Below are 16244 nucleotides of genomic sequence, written 5' to 3' on the forward strand. Positions count from 1 at the left end.
CCCCCTCAGCGATTGATCGAAAGTTCGCCCGGCGCATATTGCGCGGCGCGGCGGGCGCTTCCCGAACCCGCCATGATGAGCAGCGTCAGTACATAAGGCGCGGCGTTCAAGAAGTAGTAGCCGGCGGTGATTCCGACCGACTGCAGCGCTGGCCCCAGTGCGCTCGCCGCGCCGAAGAACAGCGAGGCGAGGAGGCAGCGCCGGGGTTGCCAGCGGGCGAAGATGACGAGGGCCACCGCCATCAGGCCCTGGCCGGAGGACAGGCCCTCATTCCAGCTGCCGGGGTAATAGAGCGAGAGGAACGCCCCGCCCACGCCGGCGCTCGCCCCGCCCAGCGCGGTGGCGAACAGGCGCACCCGGTCCACGCCGATGCCGAGCGCCCGGGCAGCGGCGGCGTCATCGCCCGTCACCCGCACGATGAGGCCCGCCCGCGTATTGCGGAACACCCAGTCGAGGAGAAAGGCGAGGGCGAGGCCGACGAGGAAGAGCGGGCTCACATCCAGCATCTGCGCCAGCGCCGGCATGTCCAGCCAGTCGCCGAGCGGCAGCGAGGGCAGGCGCGGTGCGCTCGGCTGGATGTAGGGCTTGCCGAGGAACAAAGCGAGGCCGGTGCCGAACGACATCATGGCGATGCCGATGGCGATGTCGTTGACGCGCGGCAACCGGCAGATCGCCCCGTGCAGCGCGCCCATCAGGAACCCCGCTCCCGCCGCCGCGGCCACGCCCAGCCATGGGCTGCCGCTGTGGTAAGAGATCGCGAAGGCGACCATCGCGCCGAGCACCAGCGTGCCTTCCAGCCCGAGATTCACCCGCCCCGACTTTTCCGTCAGGCATTCCCCGAGCGAGACGAAGAGGAAGGGCGTCGACACCCGGATGGCGCCGGCCAGCAGGGCGATGAGTACGGTGATGACGCCGGTATCCGTCATGGGCGCGGCCTCGCAGCGCGCGGCTGGAACAGGGCGAAGCGCCCGTAGAGCGTCTCGCTGGTCAGCAGCGTCACGAAGATCACGCCTTCCAGCAGCGCCACCGTGGCGTCCGGCAGGCCGAGCCGGCGCTGGATCAACCCGCCCGCCGCGCCGATACCGCCGAACAGGATGGCGACCGGAGGGATCGCCAGCGCGTTGTGGCGGGCGAGGAACGACACGAGGATGCCGGTGAAGCCGTACCCCGCCACCAGCGACACGTTGGCGGCCCCGTGCACGGTCGCCACGTCGAAGAATCCGGCGAGCCCCGCCGCGCCGCCGGCCAGCAGGCAGCACAGCACGATCAGCTTGCCGACCGGCAGCCCCTGGCCCAGCGCGGTGCGCGGATTGCCGCCGGCGATGCGGATGGCGAAGCCCGTGCTGGTGCGGCTGATCAGCAGATGCGCCAGCACGCAGGCGACGATGCCGGCCACCAGCCCCCAATGCACCGAGGTTCCCGGTATCGGCGCGAGCATCACGTCGGCGCCGATGGGATGAGTGGAAGGCTTGTTGGGCGTGGCGGGATCGCGCAGCGGACCCTCGACGAGGAAGGAGAGCACGGCGACGGCGATATAGGTGAGCAGCAGGCTCGATATGGTCTCGTTGACCCCGCGCCGGTGACGCAGCACGCCCACCAGGCCGATCCACAGCGCCCCCGCCAGCATCCCGGCGGCCGCCATCAGCGCCAGAAGCACCGGCGCCGGCGCCAGTCCGAGAAACGGCAGCGGCGCGATCGCCGCGGCGAGCCCGCCGACGACGAAGGCGCCCTCGCCGCCGATCACCATCAGCCCGGCGCGGGCGGGAAGCGCCACGCAGAGCGCGGTGAGGATGAGCGGCGCGGCACGCTGGAGCGTGTTCTGCCAGGAAAAGGCGCTGCCGAAGGCGCCGCGCCACAGCAGCTCGAAGAAGGCGAGGGGAGACTGGCCCATTCCCAGCAGCACCGCCGAGAACAGCGCCGCCGCCACGAGGAGTGCGAAGGCCGGGACCGCGACGAATTCGGCGGCCCGCCGCAGGCGGTCTCCGCCCTGCGGCAGCAGCTCCGTCAGGCCGGTTCCCGGCTCAACTCCCGAAACGGCGCCTTTTTCCATCCTGGCCTGCACTCCAGAGATTGCCATGCCGGGCGGCGATCCCGCACCGCCCACATTCCGCGCCGCGTCGTCGTGGCGTCAGGTCACCGAGCCCTCGACGCCCTCGACGAGGTAGTTGGTCGTCTCCAGCTCCGGCGCGTAATTGCCGAGCGAGCTGCCGGCCGCGACGATCACGTTGCCTTTGTTGTCGTTGATTGGACCGACAAAGATCGGCTTGCCCGTCTTCAGCGCCGCAATGGCGGCGTCGGCGGCGCGGCGCGCCTCCTCGGTCGCCCCGGCGCCGTAGGCGGTGTTCGTCACCATGTCCTTGTCGTAGCCACCGACCGCGACGTTCGGCAGCTTCTCGCCCTTCACCAGCGCCTCGGCGAAGCCCTTGTAGATGGTCTCGTACTTGTTCTCGGCGCCGGTGATGAACCCCTTGGGCGCGAGCGAAGCTTGCGAGGCGTTATGGCCGCAGCTCTTCACCCCGCGCCGCTCCAGCGTCTCGACGATCACCTTCGGGCTGTCGACATGACAAGCCACGACATCGCAGCCGGCGCCGGCCAGCGCGTTCGCCGCCTCCGCCTCGCGCACCGGCAGCGACCAGTCGCCGGTGAAGATGAGCTTGACCGTCGCATTCGGATTGCCGAGCCGCGCGCCGAGCATGAAGCTGTTGATGTTGCGCAGCACGAGGCTGATCGGCTTGGCGGCGATGTAGCCGATCTTGCCGGTCTTGGAGGAAAGCCCTGCGGCCACGCCGTCCACGTAATGGGCCTGGTCGAGATAGGCGAAATAGCCGCCGAGATTGGCCGGATGCTTGTCGGCCGACCAGAGCGTCGTCGGATGGCGGAACTGCACGTCCGGGTACTGCTTCGCCATGTCGATCATGAACGGATTGAAGTAGCCGAAGGAGGCGCCGAAGATCAGCTTCGCGCCGTCCAGCTCGATCATCGACCGCATGGTGTTCGACACGGCGAGCGTCTCGGGGACGTTTTCCTCCTCGACGACGGTGACGCCCGGCACCTTCTTCAGTGCCTCGACCGCCGTCGCGTGCGACTGGCTCCAGCCGAAATCGCCGCGGGGGCCGACATAGACGACGCCGACGACGAGATTCTCCGCCGCGCGGGCACGGCCGGCCCATGAGGCCGAGGCGAGCGCCGCCGCACCGAAGGCGGTGCTCTTGAGCAGGCTGCGCCGATTGATCGCTGCTGTCATGGATGTCACTCCCCTCTGACCGGAAAAGCCTCCCGCCGCGCCTGTCGCCATGACGGGCCGCTCCGGCGGGCACCTGCGTACCGGGCGTCGCGCGCCTGGTATCGTTATTTGGCCGGCTGTACCTGCGCACGCGCGACGATGGGCTCGGGCTCGGCCGGCCGGACGATCCGCACCGGCGGCGGGGCGTTCTCCCAGTCGTCCACCGTCATGGTCCGCAGGTCGTAATAGTCGCGGGTGGTCACGTAGCCATGCCCGCCCATGCGGCCGACCGCATCCAGCGCGGCCTGGTCGACATAGTGGTTCTGTGCGTCCACCGCGTCGGCGCGGATATGGGCGGCGACCACCTGCCCCAGGATGATCTCGCGCGAGCGGCCGACCTCCAGCGTGAGATAGCGCCGGCATTCCAGGCTCGCCGGCGCCTCGCCGATGCGCGGGCAGTTCACCTGCGTGCCCGGCACCGCCGTCAGCCCAGCCTCGGCCAGCTCGTCCACCGTCGCCGGAAACGGCACGGCGCAGACATTCATACGCTCGACCAGCGCGTCCGAGACGATGTTGACGGTGAATTCCTCGGTCAGGCGGATGTTGCGCGCGGTGTCCTTGAAGGCCATGTCCGGCCGGTTCTCCACTCCGAGCGCGACGATGGCGGGGTCCGCCGACAGGCAGTTGAAGAAGCTGTAGGGCGCGGCGTTCACACGCCCTTCCTCGTCCACCGTGGTGACCAGCGCGATGGGACGCGGCACGACGGTGCCGATCAGCAGCTTGTAGCGCTGGCGGGCGGTGAGCCCGGAGAAATCGAAGAACTCATGCGAGCGGGACATCGCGCCTCGGCCGGTTGCGGCGGACGGGGCGGCTCGAATGCGCACACCTTCACGCCGATTTCGATTATTCTCGTATGCATGATTTTGATGTTCAAGAATACAATATGTGCAACCAGTCCGCGAAACTGCACACAAAACGTGCGCCGGGAGGGCTGGCTGTCACGATCCACTCACCGGCGCGCGCATGCCTCGAGGCTGGCGCGGCGAACGGCACGCCAGATCATGACCGGTTGAACCGGCGAATGCAGGCCTGAGCGTGATGCAGGGAGAGGACCGATCCTATGCGGGCGTTCACGCCACCGGCGACGGGCTCAACGCGCCGCGCTGTAGCGCGCCAGAATGTCGGAAATCCTCACCTCTTCAGCCTCTTGGGGCTTCGGCAGGGCGCGCGCCTCCACCGCGTGGAGATGCTCCTTCATGATGCGGATCGAAGCTGCGGCATCACCCGTGCGCAACGCCGCGATAACGCCCCGGTGCTCCGTCGTCGCGCATTCCGCAACATGAGGCCGACCATAGACGGCGAGGATCAGGGAGCAGCGGGAGACGACTTCGGAAAGGTAGCGAGTGAGTAGCGCGTTGCCTGCGAGTTGGGCAAGAACGATATGAAACTCGCCGGCCAGACGGCTCGCGGAGGCCGTATCACCGCTGCGGGCGGCGGCCTCCTCTTCCTTCACATGCGCCTCCAGCGCCTCGCCCATCTCCGGACGCCAGTGCGCGGTGAGACGGTGGATGACCTGCTGCTCCAGGCAGTGGCGCAACTCGAAGATCTGCCGGGCCTCGTCGAGGCTCGGGATCGCCACCGTGGCCGTGCGCTTGCGCCGGATGTCGACCAGCCCTTCCTGGCTCAGCCGCAGCAGCGCGGCGCGCACCAGCGTCCGGCTGACACCGAAATGCGCGCCGATCTCGTCCTCGCGCAGCTTGGTGCCCGGCATCAGCGCCTGCTCGATGATGGCCCGCCGAAGCGCCTGATAGGCGATGTCGGACCGCGACGAATTCTCCATGGCCCTGTCTCTGCGGGTATCCCGCCGTCCTGTCCGCCGCCGTGCTGAAACGGCACGACGTCGGGGATACCGGGCACGCGCACGCAAGGCAAGCGCGCCGGACGTTCGTATGCCACCGAAGCGATGATGGACGACGAACATGAATTCCGAATTGCCATCTCCATCGACAATCACGTATACATGATTTCACATCCTTCACGAGAGACGGTCAGGACCTTCCATGGCTACACGCATCGTGCAAATGGCGCTCAACCAGCAGCAGCTCGAACTGATCGACCGGACCGTGGCGAGCGGCGTCGCCGCCGACCGCGCCGCGCTCGTCCGGCACGCGCTCCGGCGCTACGCCGCCCGCCACCTGCCGCCGCAGGACACGAATGTCCGCCCGGACGCGAGCGCCCGCCCGAACGTGGCCGTCGGCTGAGGAGGCGATCATGGCGCGCGAGGTTCTTCACGACTTCGTCCTCGAACCCGGCACCGGCAAGGCGCTGGAGGTCCGCAAGGGACAGATCATCCGGCTGGAGCAGATCGAGGGCGGCCAGTGCCTCGACTTCAACTGCTTCAACCTCCACGACTACAAGGAATATTTCCACACCGGCCGCACCCGCACGCTGCACGGGCTGCACCCCACCGCCGGGGACTTCCTGTGGTCCGCCCCGCCGCGCGAGCGGGCGATGATGTTCATCGCCGCCGACACGGCGAACGCCAACGACGTGATGTTCCCGCGTTGCAGCGCCAATCTCTACGAGTCGCTCTACGGCTTCTGCACCCACACCAACTGCCAGGACATCCAGGCCGAGGCGCAGCGCGAATACGGCCTGACGCCGGACGACGTGCACGATTCCTTCAACCTGTTCATGTGCACCGGCGTCGACGACAAGGCCCGCCCCTACATCACCCGGCAGGCCTCCAAGGCCGGCGACTATGTTGACCTGCTGGCGCTGATGGACGTGCTGGCGGTGCCCAACATCTGCGGCGCCGACATCATGCGCACCAGCAACTTCTCGCTGAAGCCGGCACGGATCAGCATCCTGCAGGCGACCGAGGAGGATCTCGCCGCCGTTCCCGCCCTACCGAGCTGGCGTACGCAGCGCACCGTCGCCGACTTCCGCCAGAAGCAGATCCGGGTGGAACGCGAGCTGAGCCGGGACACCTCCTACGTCGCCGACTTCGCCAACGCGCCGATCCAGACCTCGCTGCTCGACGTGCCGCTGGACGAGGAGGAACAGGCCCTTTTCGACCGCCTGAAACGGAGCGAGCTTTACGACGGGGACGGGGCGGCGCTGCGCGACATTCTCTTCAGCTGGTGGGAGGAGGAGCACCTCGCCCGCTGATCCCGCCCCGGCGCCGGGTGCCGGATCCTCGGCGCCAAGATACCATCGACGCCGAACACCATCGACGCCGAACACCTGCGACGCCGACACCTGCGACGCCGACACCTGCGACGCCGACACCTGCGACGCCAAGACATCCGTGACGGGAACATCAGCGACGGGAACGCCATCGACACAAGACGCCAGCGACGCAGAACGACATCGCCGTTCAGACAAGAGGGGAGAACGTGCCGTGACCCAGCCTGCCGGGATCCGTACCGCCGGAGCGAGCGCCGCCGCAAGGGCGCCGCGCGCGCACCGCCCTACCACGACCATGCCTGCCACGACCATGCCTGCCGCCTTCCATGGTGCGCGCGGGGCCGCGTGCCTTGCCGCGTGCCTTGCGGTCCTGCTTGCCCTGCCGGCCCGCGCCGACACCGCCGGCAAGCCCGAGGTTCCCGCCTTCATGGACGTGGTGGCCGGCGCCCCCGGGGCCGCGCCGGCCGTCGACATCGGCAAGCTCGACGAGGCCGTGGGCGAGGGCATGGTGCGCCGCGAGGCCACCGCCGCCGAGAAGAAGGTCATCGAGCTGAACAATGTGATGTTCGGCATCTATGACGCCAACCTGAAGAAATTCATCCGCAACCTGCGCGAACAGAACCCGATCATCATCGGCCTGTTCAACGGCGACGGCGGATCGATGATCCTCTACCCCCCCGGCAAGGCGCCCATCGTCGCCCCGCCGGTGGCGCCGGTCTACCGGCTGGTGAAGTCGGTGGGGCACAGCTCGATGGCGGTGTTCCAGCTCGTCGCCACCTCGGTGCGCGATCCGGCCGGCGACACCTCCTGGCGCGCGCCCGCCACCGCCTATCGCGCCAGCCTGCAGGAGGCGCTCGGCAGCCTCGACGCCATCGAGATGACCGGCGAGCAGCGCGCGGTGATGCGCGAGCTGATCACCCGCAACATCGCCTTCCTCGATTCCTGCCTCGGCAAGGGCACCTACACCTATGCCGAGCTCGAAGCCTTCGCCTATGGCCTGCGCCCGCTCATCGGCAAGGCCACCGAGATCGCCGGCCTCGCGCAGGTGGAGCACTGGACCGGCGTGCTGAAGGACTGGCGGCGCATGCTCGGCGACGACTGGGCGCGCACCTACGCCGTCACCAACACGCTCTATGTCACGCGCCGCAACAACATCCTGTTCACGCTGCTCGCCCAGCAGATGGGCCGCGAGGCCATCAACACCCGCCTGCTGCTGCTGGAGACCTCCGCCTTCCAGACCAAGCCGCAGCAGATGCTGGAGCTGCTCGCCCGCATCGTCGCGGACCGCGCGCTCGGCAAGGTGTTCTTCTCCGACTACTACCTGATGGATTCCGAGCTGCTCACCGACGGCACCCGCAAGGCGATGACCGATCTCGCCGCGCAAGCGGGAGAAGAAGTGCTGATGCCCCCGCTGGCGCCCTTCCTCACCAATGCCTGGCCCTGGCAGACCAGCGCCGAGTTTGGAACGGGTCCAAGTCAGATAGACTGGAAGTGAAGCCGGGTGCATAACTACCTTCGCCGGGCAAGCAAGCGTCAAGCAGGCCCGGCGTGGGCGCCAACCCGCAAGCCAGGAGGAAACCGATGCAGGTCGGGATGTCGCGCCGGGGATTTCTGCGCGCGGGCGCCCTTGCGGGCGTCGCGCTGAAGGTCTCCTTCCTCACCCCCGCCGCGCAGGCGCGGCTGATCGAGACGCCGCCGCGCCCCGGCCCGGACTGGCTCACCCCCGACGGCAAGCCGAAATACCGGCTCGACGCCATCGCCAAGGTCACCGGCGCCAAGACCTTCGCACGGGACTACCGCGCGCCGGACCTCGCCGGCTGGCCGAAGGAGCAGTCGCACGCCTTCCTCATCCACGCCACCAAGGCCGACCATACCTTCGAGGGCATCGACCTCTCCGTCCTCGGCGAAGGGCTGAAGCCCGACCGCATCGTGCTGCACGAGGACCTGATCGCCGACGGGATCACCACGCCGCATCCCGATTTCTTCGGCGACGTCTTCCTGGTGCCGAAGGGCGAGACGCCGCGCCTGCTCGGCCAGCCGGTCGCCCTGCTCATCTACCGCGACTTCGCCCGCTACGACGCCGCCAAGCGGACGGTCCGCTTCGACGATTCCGTGGTCCGCTACGGCGCGAAGACGCCGTTCAACCCGCCGCCCCATTACGGCGCCTCGCGCTATGTGCGCATCGACGGCGGCACGCCCGACGCCGAGGACGTGTTCTCGCCGTTCAAGGACACCGCCATCTTCGGCTCCTTCTCCGGCGACGCGGTGGTCTGGCCGCCGGCCGGCGAGGGCGACGCCATGGCGCGCGGCATGGCCGCCGCCGCGCAGATCGAGCGCGACATCGCCGCGGCCGGCGACGGCGACCTCGTGCTGAAGCGGCACTATTTCTCGCAGTCCATCGACGCCTCCGCCATGGAGGCCGACAACGGCAATGTCTGGTACGACGCGGAGAGCGGCGTGCTGCACATCATGGCCGCCTCGCAGTCGCCCTACGAGGTGGCGGAAGTGTCGGCCGGGATGGTGACGAAGTCGAAATTCCGCCTGACCGAGGTGGACCTCAAAGTCGGCTACACGGTCGGCTACGGCACCAAGGACCATTATCTCTTCCCGTTCCTCTCGGTGGTCGCGGGGCTCTATGGCGAGGGCCGGCCGGTGCGGCTGGCCAATGACCGCTTCGAGCAGTTCCAGACCGGGCTCAAGCGGCATCCCTTCTGGATGGACAATACGCTGGTGATCGACCGCGCCACCGGCAAGTTCCGCATCATGACCGGCCACTTCAAGACCGATGGCGGCGGGCGGGCCAACTACTCCTTCTCGGTCTCCTTCGTCGGCGCCACCGCCGCGCAGTCGATCTACTACCTGCCGAAGAGCGACTTCTCCGCCGCCGCCTTCGCCTCGCGCGCCGTGGAGGCGGGCTCCACCCGCGGCTACGGCACGCTGCAATCCATGTCGGCCACCGAGATGATGGTCGACGAGGCGGCCGAGCTGCTCGGCCTCGACGCCATCGAGCTGCGCCTGCGCAACGTGTTCCGCTCCGGCATGAAGAACACCCAGGGCGCCATTCCCGGCGGCGCGCTGCGCAACGAGGAGATCCTGCTCAAGGCGCGCGCCCATCCGCTGTGGGCGGAACGGGCCGGGAAGAAGAAGGCGTATGAGGCCGCCAATCCCGGCAAGAAATACGGCGTCGGCTACGCCCATGTGCAGAAGGACTACGGCACCGGCGCCGAGGCCGCCCTCGCCTCGCTCGAGATCGACCCGCAGGGCCGCATCCGCTTCCGCCATGTCGCCCACGAGATGGGGCCGGGCGTGACCACCTCGCAGGCGATCATGGTCGGCGAGATCCTCGGCCGGGTGCCGGACGAGACCGAATACGGCGTCGTGCGCTGGCCGCAAATGCCGCTGGAGACCACCGACGAGCCCTACACGCTGAGCCAGGAGGAGGAGGACCGGCGCAAGGAGAACCCGCGCTGGACCCCGCGCATCACCTCGCCGATGAGCGCCACCAACAGCGTCTATTATCTCGGCCATGCGACGCGCGAGGCGGCGCGCATCCTCGTCGATCTCGCGCTCTGGCCGGCGGCGCGCGCGCTGTGGTCGCGCGGCACGGGCGGCGGCATGCTGGCGCCCTACGACGTGCGGCGCGAGGAGCTGAGCCTCGCCAACGGCATGCTGAACGCCGGCGGCCTGCCCCCGCTCGCCTTCGAGGCGGTGGCGGCGGAGGCCCACCGGATGGGCCTGCCGGTCGGCGTGAGCGTGCACACCTTCAACCGCTGGCAGTGGACCGAGGCGGAGTTCGACATTCCCGGCCGCGGGCGCGAGCGGCGCGTGGTCGACGCGCTCGCCTTGCGCTATGGCGAGGGCGCCCCGGCCGAGCGCCGGCAGCTGGAGACCACCGGCGGCTGGCACTTCATCGAGCGCGCCGCCGTCTCCTATCCGCCGACCCAGCGCAACAATGCCGGCGTCACCTATTACGCGCCGATGGCGACGCTGGCCGAGGTGATGGTGGACACGGCCTCCGGCGCGGTCACGCTGCTGTCGCACCATTCCATCCTCGAATGCGGCCGGCAGGTGGTGCCCGAGCTGGTCTCCGGCCAGGTGCAGGGCGGCATCGCCATGGGCATCGGCCACGCGCTGAAGGAATACCTGCCGCTCTACGAGGACGGGCCGGGCGACGGCACCTGGAACTGGAACCGCTACGAGCTGCCGCGCGCCCTCGACGTCGCGCTCTGGACGCAGACGGCGGAGGTGCTGCCGCCGCTCTCCGACAGCGACCCGCCCAAGGGCATCGCCGAGGTGGTGATGATCGCCGTGGTGCCGGCCATCGCCAACGCCGTGACGCACGCCATCGGCAAGCGCTTCTACGACCTGCCGATCACCCCCGAGAAGGTCCGGGAGGCCCTGTCATGACCCTGCCGACGAAGCCGCTCGCCCTCACCGTCAACGGCCAGCCGGTCGGCCCGCTCGACGTGCCGGAGGGGCTGATGATGCAGGACTTCCTGCACGAATATCTCAACCTCACCGGCGCCCGCATGGGCTGCGGGCAGGGCATCTGCCACGCCTGCACGATCATGGTGGAGGAAGCCGACGGCGCCGTTCGCGAGATGCGCACCTGCATCACCGGCGCGCACTGGTTTGCCGGCAAAAAGGTGGTGACCATCGAGGGCCACGCCCAGCACGACGCGCAGGGCGGGCTGGTCGCCCTCTCCCCGGTGCAGCAGGCCTTCATCGAGCACTTCGCCTTCCAGTGCGGCTACTGCACGCCGGGCTTCGTCACCGGCGCGACCGTCCTCATCGACCAGCTCAAGCGCGCGCCCATCCCCCGCGCGGAGCTCGAGAAGACGGTCACGGAAGCGCTCGACAAGCATATCTGCCGCTGCACCGGCTATGTCCGCTACCACACCGCGGTGCGCGACCTGATCCTCAACACGCCCGGCCTGCTGCGCGGCTGAGGGGGAACGCCATGACGAAGCGGACCATCCTGCTCACGGCGGCCGCCCTTGTGGTCATCGGCGCCGTCGCCGTCGCAAGCGTGTTCTTCGGCGCCCTCGAGACGAGCGTGGTGTCGAAGGACGTCGACACGCCGCTGAGCGCGCAGGAGATGCAGCGCCTCGCCGAGCGCGGCGCCTATGTGGCGGTCGCCGCCGACTGCTACGCCTGCCACACGGCGAAGGACGGCCCGGCCTGGGCGGGCGGGCTCGCCTTCGAGACGCCCTTCGGCACGCTCTACGCGACCAACATCTCGCCGGACAAGGAACACGGCATCGGCGCCTGGACGCGGGCGGAGTTCCACCGCTCGGTGCGCGACGGCGTGGCCAAGGGCGGCCGGCACCTCTACCCGGCCATGCCCTACGCCTCCTATCGCGAGATGACGGAGGAGGACGTCGACGCCGTCTACGCCTTCCTCATGACGCGCGAGCCGATGCCGGTCCCGAACCGCGAGAACCAGCTCTCCTTCCCCTTCAACATCCGCCAGTCGCTGACCTTCTGGAACCTCGTGAACCTGCGGCGCTCGGGCTTCGAGCCGGATCCCGCGCGCTCGGAGGTCTGGAACCGGGGCCGCTACGTCGTCGACGCGCTGGCCCATTGCGGCGAGTGCCACACGCCGCGCAACCTGCTGCAGGGCATGAAGCCCGGCGCCTATCTCGAAGGCGCGGTGATCGAGGGCGTGGAAGCCCCCGACATCACCAAAGAGGGCCTCACGCGGATGGGCTTCGACCCGGCGACGCTCGCCGCCTTCATGAAATCGGGCGTCTCGGCGCAGGGCTCGATGACGCACCAGATGTTCGAGGTGGTCCATTTCTCCACCCAGTACCTGACCGACGACGACCTCAAGGCGATGGCCGCCTATCTGTTCGACCTCGACGCGATGCCGGCCACCTCCACGCCGCCGCCGGCGCCCGCCCCGGTCGACGTGGCGCCGCCGGTCGCCAGCGCGGCGCGCAGCACCTATCTCAATCTGTGCGCCGGCTGCCACGGCGCGGAAGGGCAGGGCATCCCGCATGTCGCCGTGCCCCTGTCCACCAATGCCTCTCTGCGCCTGGAAAGCCCGCGCAACTTCGTGCGCGCGGTGCTCAACGGCATCCCCGCCCAGCGCTTTCCCGGGCTGGAGCGCATGGAGGCGATGCCGCCCTTCGCCGACCTGCTCGACGACCGCGAGCTGGCCGATCTCACCAACTGGATGCGCGCCCGCTGGGGCGGCCGGCAGCCGGCTGTGACGCCCGAGGATATCGCGAAGCTGCGGGAGCGGGGACATGGGGGCTCCTGAGGCGGCCCCCGAGGGCAGCTCCTGAGGGCAGCTCCTGAGGGCTGACGCATCCTGTCCCAAAACGCGCGGAATAGAAGATACGTACCGTAAAGTGAGGCGCCCGGCTTGCCGGGGGACCGGACGACCCCCTACCGCTTTGAAGGTGCGGAACGCCGCGCCGGGCCCGACGAACGGGCGACGGCCGGCGGACTGTGCCGATCGGGGGGTACGATCATGATGAAGAGCAAGACCGCCACCGCCGCGCTGGGCTTCCTTCTGGCCTTCGGCCAGGCCGGATGGTCGTCGGACCTGCCGACCAAGGCGCCGGCCGCCGCGCCGGTGGCGCAGTCCGGCATCTGGGGCGCCATCGCCTATTCGCGCACGGACGGCAAGCACGGCTTCTTCTGGGGCGCCGACAAGCGCCGCGAGGCGGAAGAGACCGCCTTCAAATATTGCGAGAACGCCGGCGGCAAGAGCTGCTCGGTCGTCACCGTGTTCCGCAATCACCGTCACTGGGACGACGATGACGGCAGCGGCTTCCCTTATAATCACTGCGCGGCGCTCGCCGTCGACGCGCAGGCTTCGCCGCTGTCGCCGGCCAACGCCTCGACCCCCTGGGCGGCGGCGTCGGCCACCACGCGCAAGGCCGCCGAGGACAAGGCGCTGAGCAAATGCGACGCGCGCGGCAGCACCTGCAAGATTCGCGAGTGGGTCTGCACCTGAGAGGCTGACGGCGGACACCGAGACGGCCGGCGGGGAGGGGCGCCCGCCCCCCGTCGGCGCTGCCGTCGCCGCCGCTCAGGCCGGCATCGCCGGCGTGAGCAGGTCGGACAGGCCGACCCGGCGCAGCATCTCCGCCCGCAGCCGGTCGAGCACCGCGAAGCCGACATCGGCGCCGTCCTGCGCCGGGTCGATATGGACCCGGAACGGCCGCTGGCCGAAGGGCGCGTCGACCACACGCACGATCGCCTCGGCCACCGCCGACACATCGGCATCCGGCGGCACGATCTCCGCGAAGGCCTTCTGCACCTGCGCGCCGAAGCCGGCATAGGGCCCGGCCTCGTACTCGCCGGCCACCGCCTCGTCGGCCGGCGAGCCGGCATGGGCGAAGTGATGGGTGCCGGAGGTGAAGGCGCCGGGCACGACGATCGAGGTTTCGATGCCCCAGCGCGAAAGCTCGCGGGCATATTGCACGGCGATGGCGTCCATCGCCGCCTTGGCGGCGAAATAGGGCGCCAGATAGGGCGGCGTGCCGCCCGCCGAGCTCGACGACGACACCCACACCAGCAGGCCCCGCCGGCGCGCGCGCAGATGCGGCAGCACGGCGCGGTTGACCCGCTGCGTGCCGAGCACGTTGCTGTCGTAAAGCTGGGCGTACTGCTCCGGGGTGAAGGCCTCGGCCGGGCCGAACGCCATGTGCCCGGCATTGTGCACGAGCACGTCGATGCGCCCGGCCTCGGCGATCACCCGCGCCACCGCCGCGTCGACCGAGGGCTGCGACTGCACGTCGAGCTCGACGGCGCGCAGGTCCGCGCCGCTCTCCCCGGCGAGGCGGGCGAACGTTTCGGCCGTGCCGGCATTGCGCCCGGCGATGTCGCGCATCGAGGCGTAGACGGTGTGCCCGTCCCGCGCCAAGGCTTCGGCGGTCAGCCGGCCGAAGCCGCTGGACGCGCCGGTGATGAGCACGATCTTGCGGTCCGTGCTGCGTTCCATGGGACTGTCCTTTCGCGTTCCGGGCCGCTCAGTCCATGCCGCCATTGGCGCGCAGGACCTGGCCGTTGACCCAGCCGCCCTCGGGGCCGGCGAGGAAGGAGACGACGGCGGCGATGTCCTCCGGCGTGCCCAGCCGCTCCAGCGGGTTCATCTTCGCCATGCGGTCGATCAGCTCGGGCGACTTGCCGTCGAGGAACAGCGCGGTCGCGGTCGGACCCGGCGCCACCGCGTTGACGGTGATGGAGCGCCCGCGCATCTCCTTCGACATGACCGCCGTCAGCGCCTCGACCGCCGCCTTGGTGGCGGAATAGACGCCGTATTTCTCCAGCCGCAGGCCGATGACCGAGGTGGAGAAATTGATGATCCGCCCGCCCTCGCGCAGCCGCTTGCCGGCCTCGCGCAGGGCGTTGAACGTGCCCTTCAGGTTGACCGCGACGTGGCTGTCGAACAGCGCGTCGTCGGCCTCCGCAATGGCGGCGAGCTTCATGATGCCGGCATTGTTCACCAGCACGTCGACGCCGCCGAACGCCGCCTCGGCGCTGTCGAAGACGCGGCGCATGGCGGCCGGATCGCTCACATCGGCCTGCGCGGCGACCGCACGGCCGCCCGCCGCCTCGATCTTGCGCACCAGCGCCTCGGCTTCCGCCGCGCCGCCCGCATAATTGACGACGACGACGAAGCCGTCGCGCGCCAGCCGCTCGGCCACCGCCGCGCCGATGCCCCGCGAGGCACCGGTGACGATCGCCACCTTCCGATGATCGGTGTTCATGATGTCCTCCATTGCTCGGTCGCCACCACGGCGACGGGGTGGATATGCCACCTGTCCCGGATGAGATAATCGCGTTAGTTTCGGCATTTCTATTCAATCAGAACGAACAATGGTGGCGCCATGGACCGCCTCGACGCGATGCGCCTGTTCACCCGGATCGTGGAGCGGCGCAGCTTCACCGAGGCCGCGCACGACATGGACGTGCCGCGCTCCACCGTGACCACCGTCATCAAGCAGATGGAGGAGCGGCTCGGCGTGCGCCTGCTCCAGCGCACCACCCGCACCGTGCGCCCGACCCTCGACGGCGAGGCATGGTACCGCCGCTGCCTCGCCATACTCGACGACGTGGAGGACGCGGAGGGCGCCTTCGGCAATGCCGAGCCGAAGGGCATGCTGCGCATCGACGTGCAGGGGACCATCGCCCGGCACTTCCTCCTGCCGGGATTGCCCGATTTCTTCGCCCGCCATCCCGGGATCGAGCTGTCGATGAGCGAGCGCGACCGCTGGGTCGATCCGGTGCAGGAGGGCGTGGACTGCGTGCTGCGCTATGGCGAGCTGCCGGCGAGCGACCTCGCCGCGCGGCGGGTGGCGACGCTGGAGCGCCTGACCTGCGCCGCGCCTTCCTATCTGGAGCGCTTCGGCACGCCGGCCACCCTCGACGATCTGGCCGGGCACCGCATCGTCGGCATCCGGCTCCTGAGCTCGGGGGCGCTGACGCCGGTCGCGTTCCAGGTCGGCGGCACGCTGCGCCGGATCGAGCTGCCGGCGCCCTTCTCCGTCACCGGGCCGGAGAGCTATCTGCTCGGCGTCCGGCTCGGGCTCGGCCTCGCCCAGGTGCCGCGCTTCCATGTCGAGAAGGAACTGGCGAGCGGGGCGCTGGTCGAACTGCTCGCCGACACCCCGCCGCCCCCGGCGCCGGTCTCGCTGCTCTATCCGCGCAGCCGCCAACTCTCCCCGCGCGTGCGGGTCTTCCTCGACTGGGCCGCCGGCCGCTTCGCCGGCCATGGCGGGCCGGGCGATCCGCGCCGAGGCGCGGTCAAATAGACGAAGCAGGCGGCTGCGATTATCGTCCCGGCGGGATGCTTCGCCTCAGCATCTTCGTGCCC

At 69.5% G+C, this 16244-nt stretch carries 15 protein-coding genes; 8 read left to right on the plus strand and 7 right to left on the minus strand.

The features are described from left to right. Positions 1-5 precede the first annotated feature (5 nt). The 5 genes from FO470_RS01975 to FO470_RS01995 form a co-directional block, all read right to left on the minus strand. Positions 6-926: an ABC transporter permease gene (locus FO470_RS01975; RefSeq protein ID WP_144341247.1), complete on the minus strand. Its 921-nt coding sequence runs from the start codon at positions 924-926 to the stop codon at positions 6-8. Further along, entirely contained in the window at positions 923-2050 is a 1128-nt protein-coding gene (locus tag FO470_RS01980) for an ABC transporter permease (RefSeq protein ID WP_144341248.1), read from the minus strand. Before FO470_RS01980 ends, FO470_RS01975 begins: the two co-directional genes overlap by 4 nt. A gap of 78 nt (positions 2051-2128) precedes the next feature. Beyond that, positions 2129-3244, minus strand: a complete 1116-nt coding sequence (locus FO470_RS01985; protein ID WP_144341249.1) for a BMP family ABC transporter substrate-binding protein — start codon at positions 3242-3244, stop codon at positions 2129-2131. 104 nt (positions 3245-3348) lie between these two features. Then, positions 3349-4062, minus strand: a complete 714-nt coding sequence (locus FO470_RS01990; protein ID WP_144341250.1) for a flavin reductase family protein — start codon at positions 4060-4062, stop codon at positions 3349-3351. 311 nt (positions 4063-4373) lie between these two features. After that, on the minus strand, positions 4374-5063 hold the full coding sequence (locus tag FO470_RS01995; protein WP_144341251.1) for a GntR family transcriptional regulator: 690 nt from the start codon (positions 5061-5063) through the stop codon (positions 4374-4376). A gap of 220 nt (positions 5064-5283) precedes the next feature. On the opposite strand from FO470_RS01995, the gene FO470_RS02000 reads away from it, so the two are divergent. From FO470_RS02000 to FO470_RS02030, 7 genes are all read left to right on the plus strand, one after another. Next, positions 5284-5484 carry a ribbon-helix-helix domain-containing protein gene (locus FO470_RS02000; protein WP_144341252.1) on the plus strand — a complete coding sequence of 67 codons (201 nt, stop codon included), beginning with the start codon at positions 5284-5286 and terminating at the stop codon, positions 5482-5484. A gap of 10 nt (positions 5485-5494) precedes the next feature. Continuing rightward, the gene (locus FO470_RS02005) at positions 5495-6394 is read left to right on the plus strand and encodes a DUF1989 domain-containing protein (protein WP_186291803.1); all 900 of its coding nucleotides are present in this window, start codon (positions 5495-5497) and stop codon (positions 6392-6394) included. Between the two features lie 313 nt (positions 6395-6707). Beyond that, a complete protein-coding gene (locus FO470_RS02010; RefSeq protein ID WP_186291804.1) occupies positions 6708-7907 on the plus strand; it encodes a hypothetical protein in 1200 nt (399 codons plus the stop codon). 86 nt (positions 7908-7993) lie between these two features. Continuing rightward, complete coding sequence (locus tag FO470_RS02015; protein ID WP_144341255.1) at positions 7994-10819, plus strand: xanthine dehydrogenase family protein molybdopterin-binding subunit; 2826 nt, start codon at positions 7994-7996, stop codon at positions 10817-10819. Further along, positions 10816-11361 (plus strand): (2Fe-2S)-binding protein, encoded by a 546-nt coding sequence (locus tag FO470_RS02020; protein ID WP_144341256.1) that lies wholly within the window; start codon positions 10816-10818, stop codon positions 11359-11361. Before FO470_RS02015 ends, FO470_RS02020 begins: the two co-directional genes overlap by 4 nt. An 11-nt stretch (positions 11362-11372) precedes the next feature. Next, the gene (locus tag FO470_RS02025; protein WP_144341257.1) at positions 11373-12677 is read left to right on the plus strand and encodes a cytochrome c; all 1305 of its coding nucleotides are present in this window, start codon (positions 11373-11375) and stop codon (positions 12675-12677) included. A 216-nt stretch (positions 12678-12893) separates the two neighbouring features. Continuing rightward, positions 12894-13379: a DUF4189 domain-containing protein gene (locus FO470_RS02030; protein WP_144342013.1), complete on the plus strand. Its 486-nt coding sequence runs from the start codon at positions 12894-12896 to the stop codon at positions 13377-13379. Between the two features lie 75 nt (positions 13380-13454). Here FO470_RS02030 and FO470_RS02035 read toward each other — a convergent pair whose 3' ends face one another. Both FO470_RS02035 and FO470_RS02040 read right to left on the minus strand, forming a co-directional pair. Next, on the minus strand, positions 13455-14369 hold the full coding sequence (locus FO470_RS02035; RefSeq protein ID WP_144341258.1) for an SDR family oxidoreductase: 915 nt from the start codon (positions 14367-14369) through the stop codon (positions 13455-13457). Positions 14370-14397: 28 nt separating this feature from the next. Beyond that, positions 14398-15138: an SDR family oxidoreductase gene (locus FO470_RS02040; RefSeq protein ID WP_144341259.1), complete on the minus strand. Its 741-nt coding sequence runs from the start codon at positions 15136-15138 to the stop codon at positions 14398-14400. Positions 15139-15258: 120 nt separating this feature from the next. On the opposite strand from FO470_RS02040, the gene FO470_RS02045 reads away from it, so the two are divergent. After that, positions 15259-16182 carry a LysR family transcriptional regulator gene (locus FO470_RS02045; RefSeq protein ID WP_144341260.1) on the plus strand — a complete coding sequence of 308 codons (924 nt, stop codon included), beginning with the start codon at positions 15259-15261 and terminating at the stop codon, positions 16180-16182. Positions 16183-16244 lie beyond the last annotated feature (62 nt).

It is taken from the genome of Ancylobacter moscoviensis (genome assembly GCF_007559435.1).
In the GTDB taxonomy this organism is placed as follows: domain Bacteria; phylum Pseudomonadota; class Alphaproteobacteria; order Rhizobiales; family Xanthobacteraceae; genus Ancylobacter; species Ancylobacter moscoviensis.

Excerpts from the sequence above, each read along its gene's own strand:
- FO470_RS01975 (WP_144341247.1), bottom strand. The coding sequence starts at position 926 with ATGACGGATACCGGCGTCATCACCGTACTCATCGCCCTGCTGGCCGGC.
- FO470_RS02020 (WP_144341256.1), top strand. The coding sequence starts at position 10,816 with ATGACCCTGCCGACGAAGCCGCTCGCCCTCACCGTCAACGGCCAGCCG.
- FO470_RS01980 (WP_144341248.1), bottom strand. The coding sequence starts at position 2,050 with ATGGAAAAAGGCGCCGTTTCGGGAGTTGAGCCGGGAACCGGCCTGACG.
- FO470_RS01990 (WP_144341250.1), bottom strand. The coding sequence starts at position 4,062 with ATGTCCCGCTCGCATGAGTTCTTCGATTTCTCCGGGCTCACCGCCCGC.
- FO470_RS02045 (WP_144341260.1), top strand. The coding sequence starts at position 15,259 with ATGGACCGCCTCGACGCGATGCGCCTGTTCACCCGGATCGTGGAGCGG.
- FO470_RS02035 (WP_144341258.1), bottom strand. The coding sequence starts at position 14,369 with ATGGAACGCAGCACGGACCGCAAGATCGTGCTCATCACCGGCGCGTCC.
- FO470_RS02000 (WP_144341252.1), top strand. The coding sequence starts at position 5,284 with ATGGCTACACGCATCGTGCAAATGGCGCTCAACCAGCAGCAGCTCGAA.
- FO470_RS02025 (WP_144341257.1), top strand. The coding sequence starts at position 11,373 with ATGACGAAGCGGACCATCCTGCTCACGGCGGCCGCCCTTGTGGTCATC.
- FO470_RS02030 (WP_144342013.1), top strand. The coding sequence starts at position 12,894 with ATGAAGAGCAAGACCGCCACCGCCGCGCTGGGCTTCCTTCTGGCCTTC.
- FO470_RS01995 (WP_144341251.1), bottom strand. The coding sequence starts at position 5,063 with ATGGAGAATTCGTCGCGGTCCGACATCGCCTATCAGGCGCTTCGGCGG.
- FO470_RS02040 (WP_144341259.1), bottom strand. The coding sequence starts at position 15,138 with ATGAACACCGATCATCGGAAGGTGGCGATCGTCACCGGTGCCTCGCGG.
- FO470_RS01985 (WP_144341249.1), bottom strand. The coding sequence starts at position 3,244 with ATGACAGCAGCGATCAATCGGCGCAGCCTGCTCAAGAGCACCGCCTTC.
- FO470_RS02005 (WP_186291803.1), top strand. The coding sequence starts at position 5,495 with ATGGCGCGCGAGGTTCTTCACGACTTCGTCCTCGAACCCGGCACCGGC.
- FO470_RS02010 (WP_186291804.1), top strand. The coding sequence starts at position 6,708 with ATGCCTGCCACGACCATGCCTGCCGCCTTCCATGGTGCGCGCGGGGCC.
- FO470_RS02015 (WP_144341255.1), top strand. The coding sequence starts at position 7,994 with ATGCAGGTCGGGATGTCGCGCCGGGGATTTCTGCGCGCGGGCGCCCTT.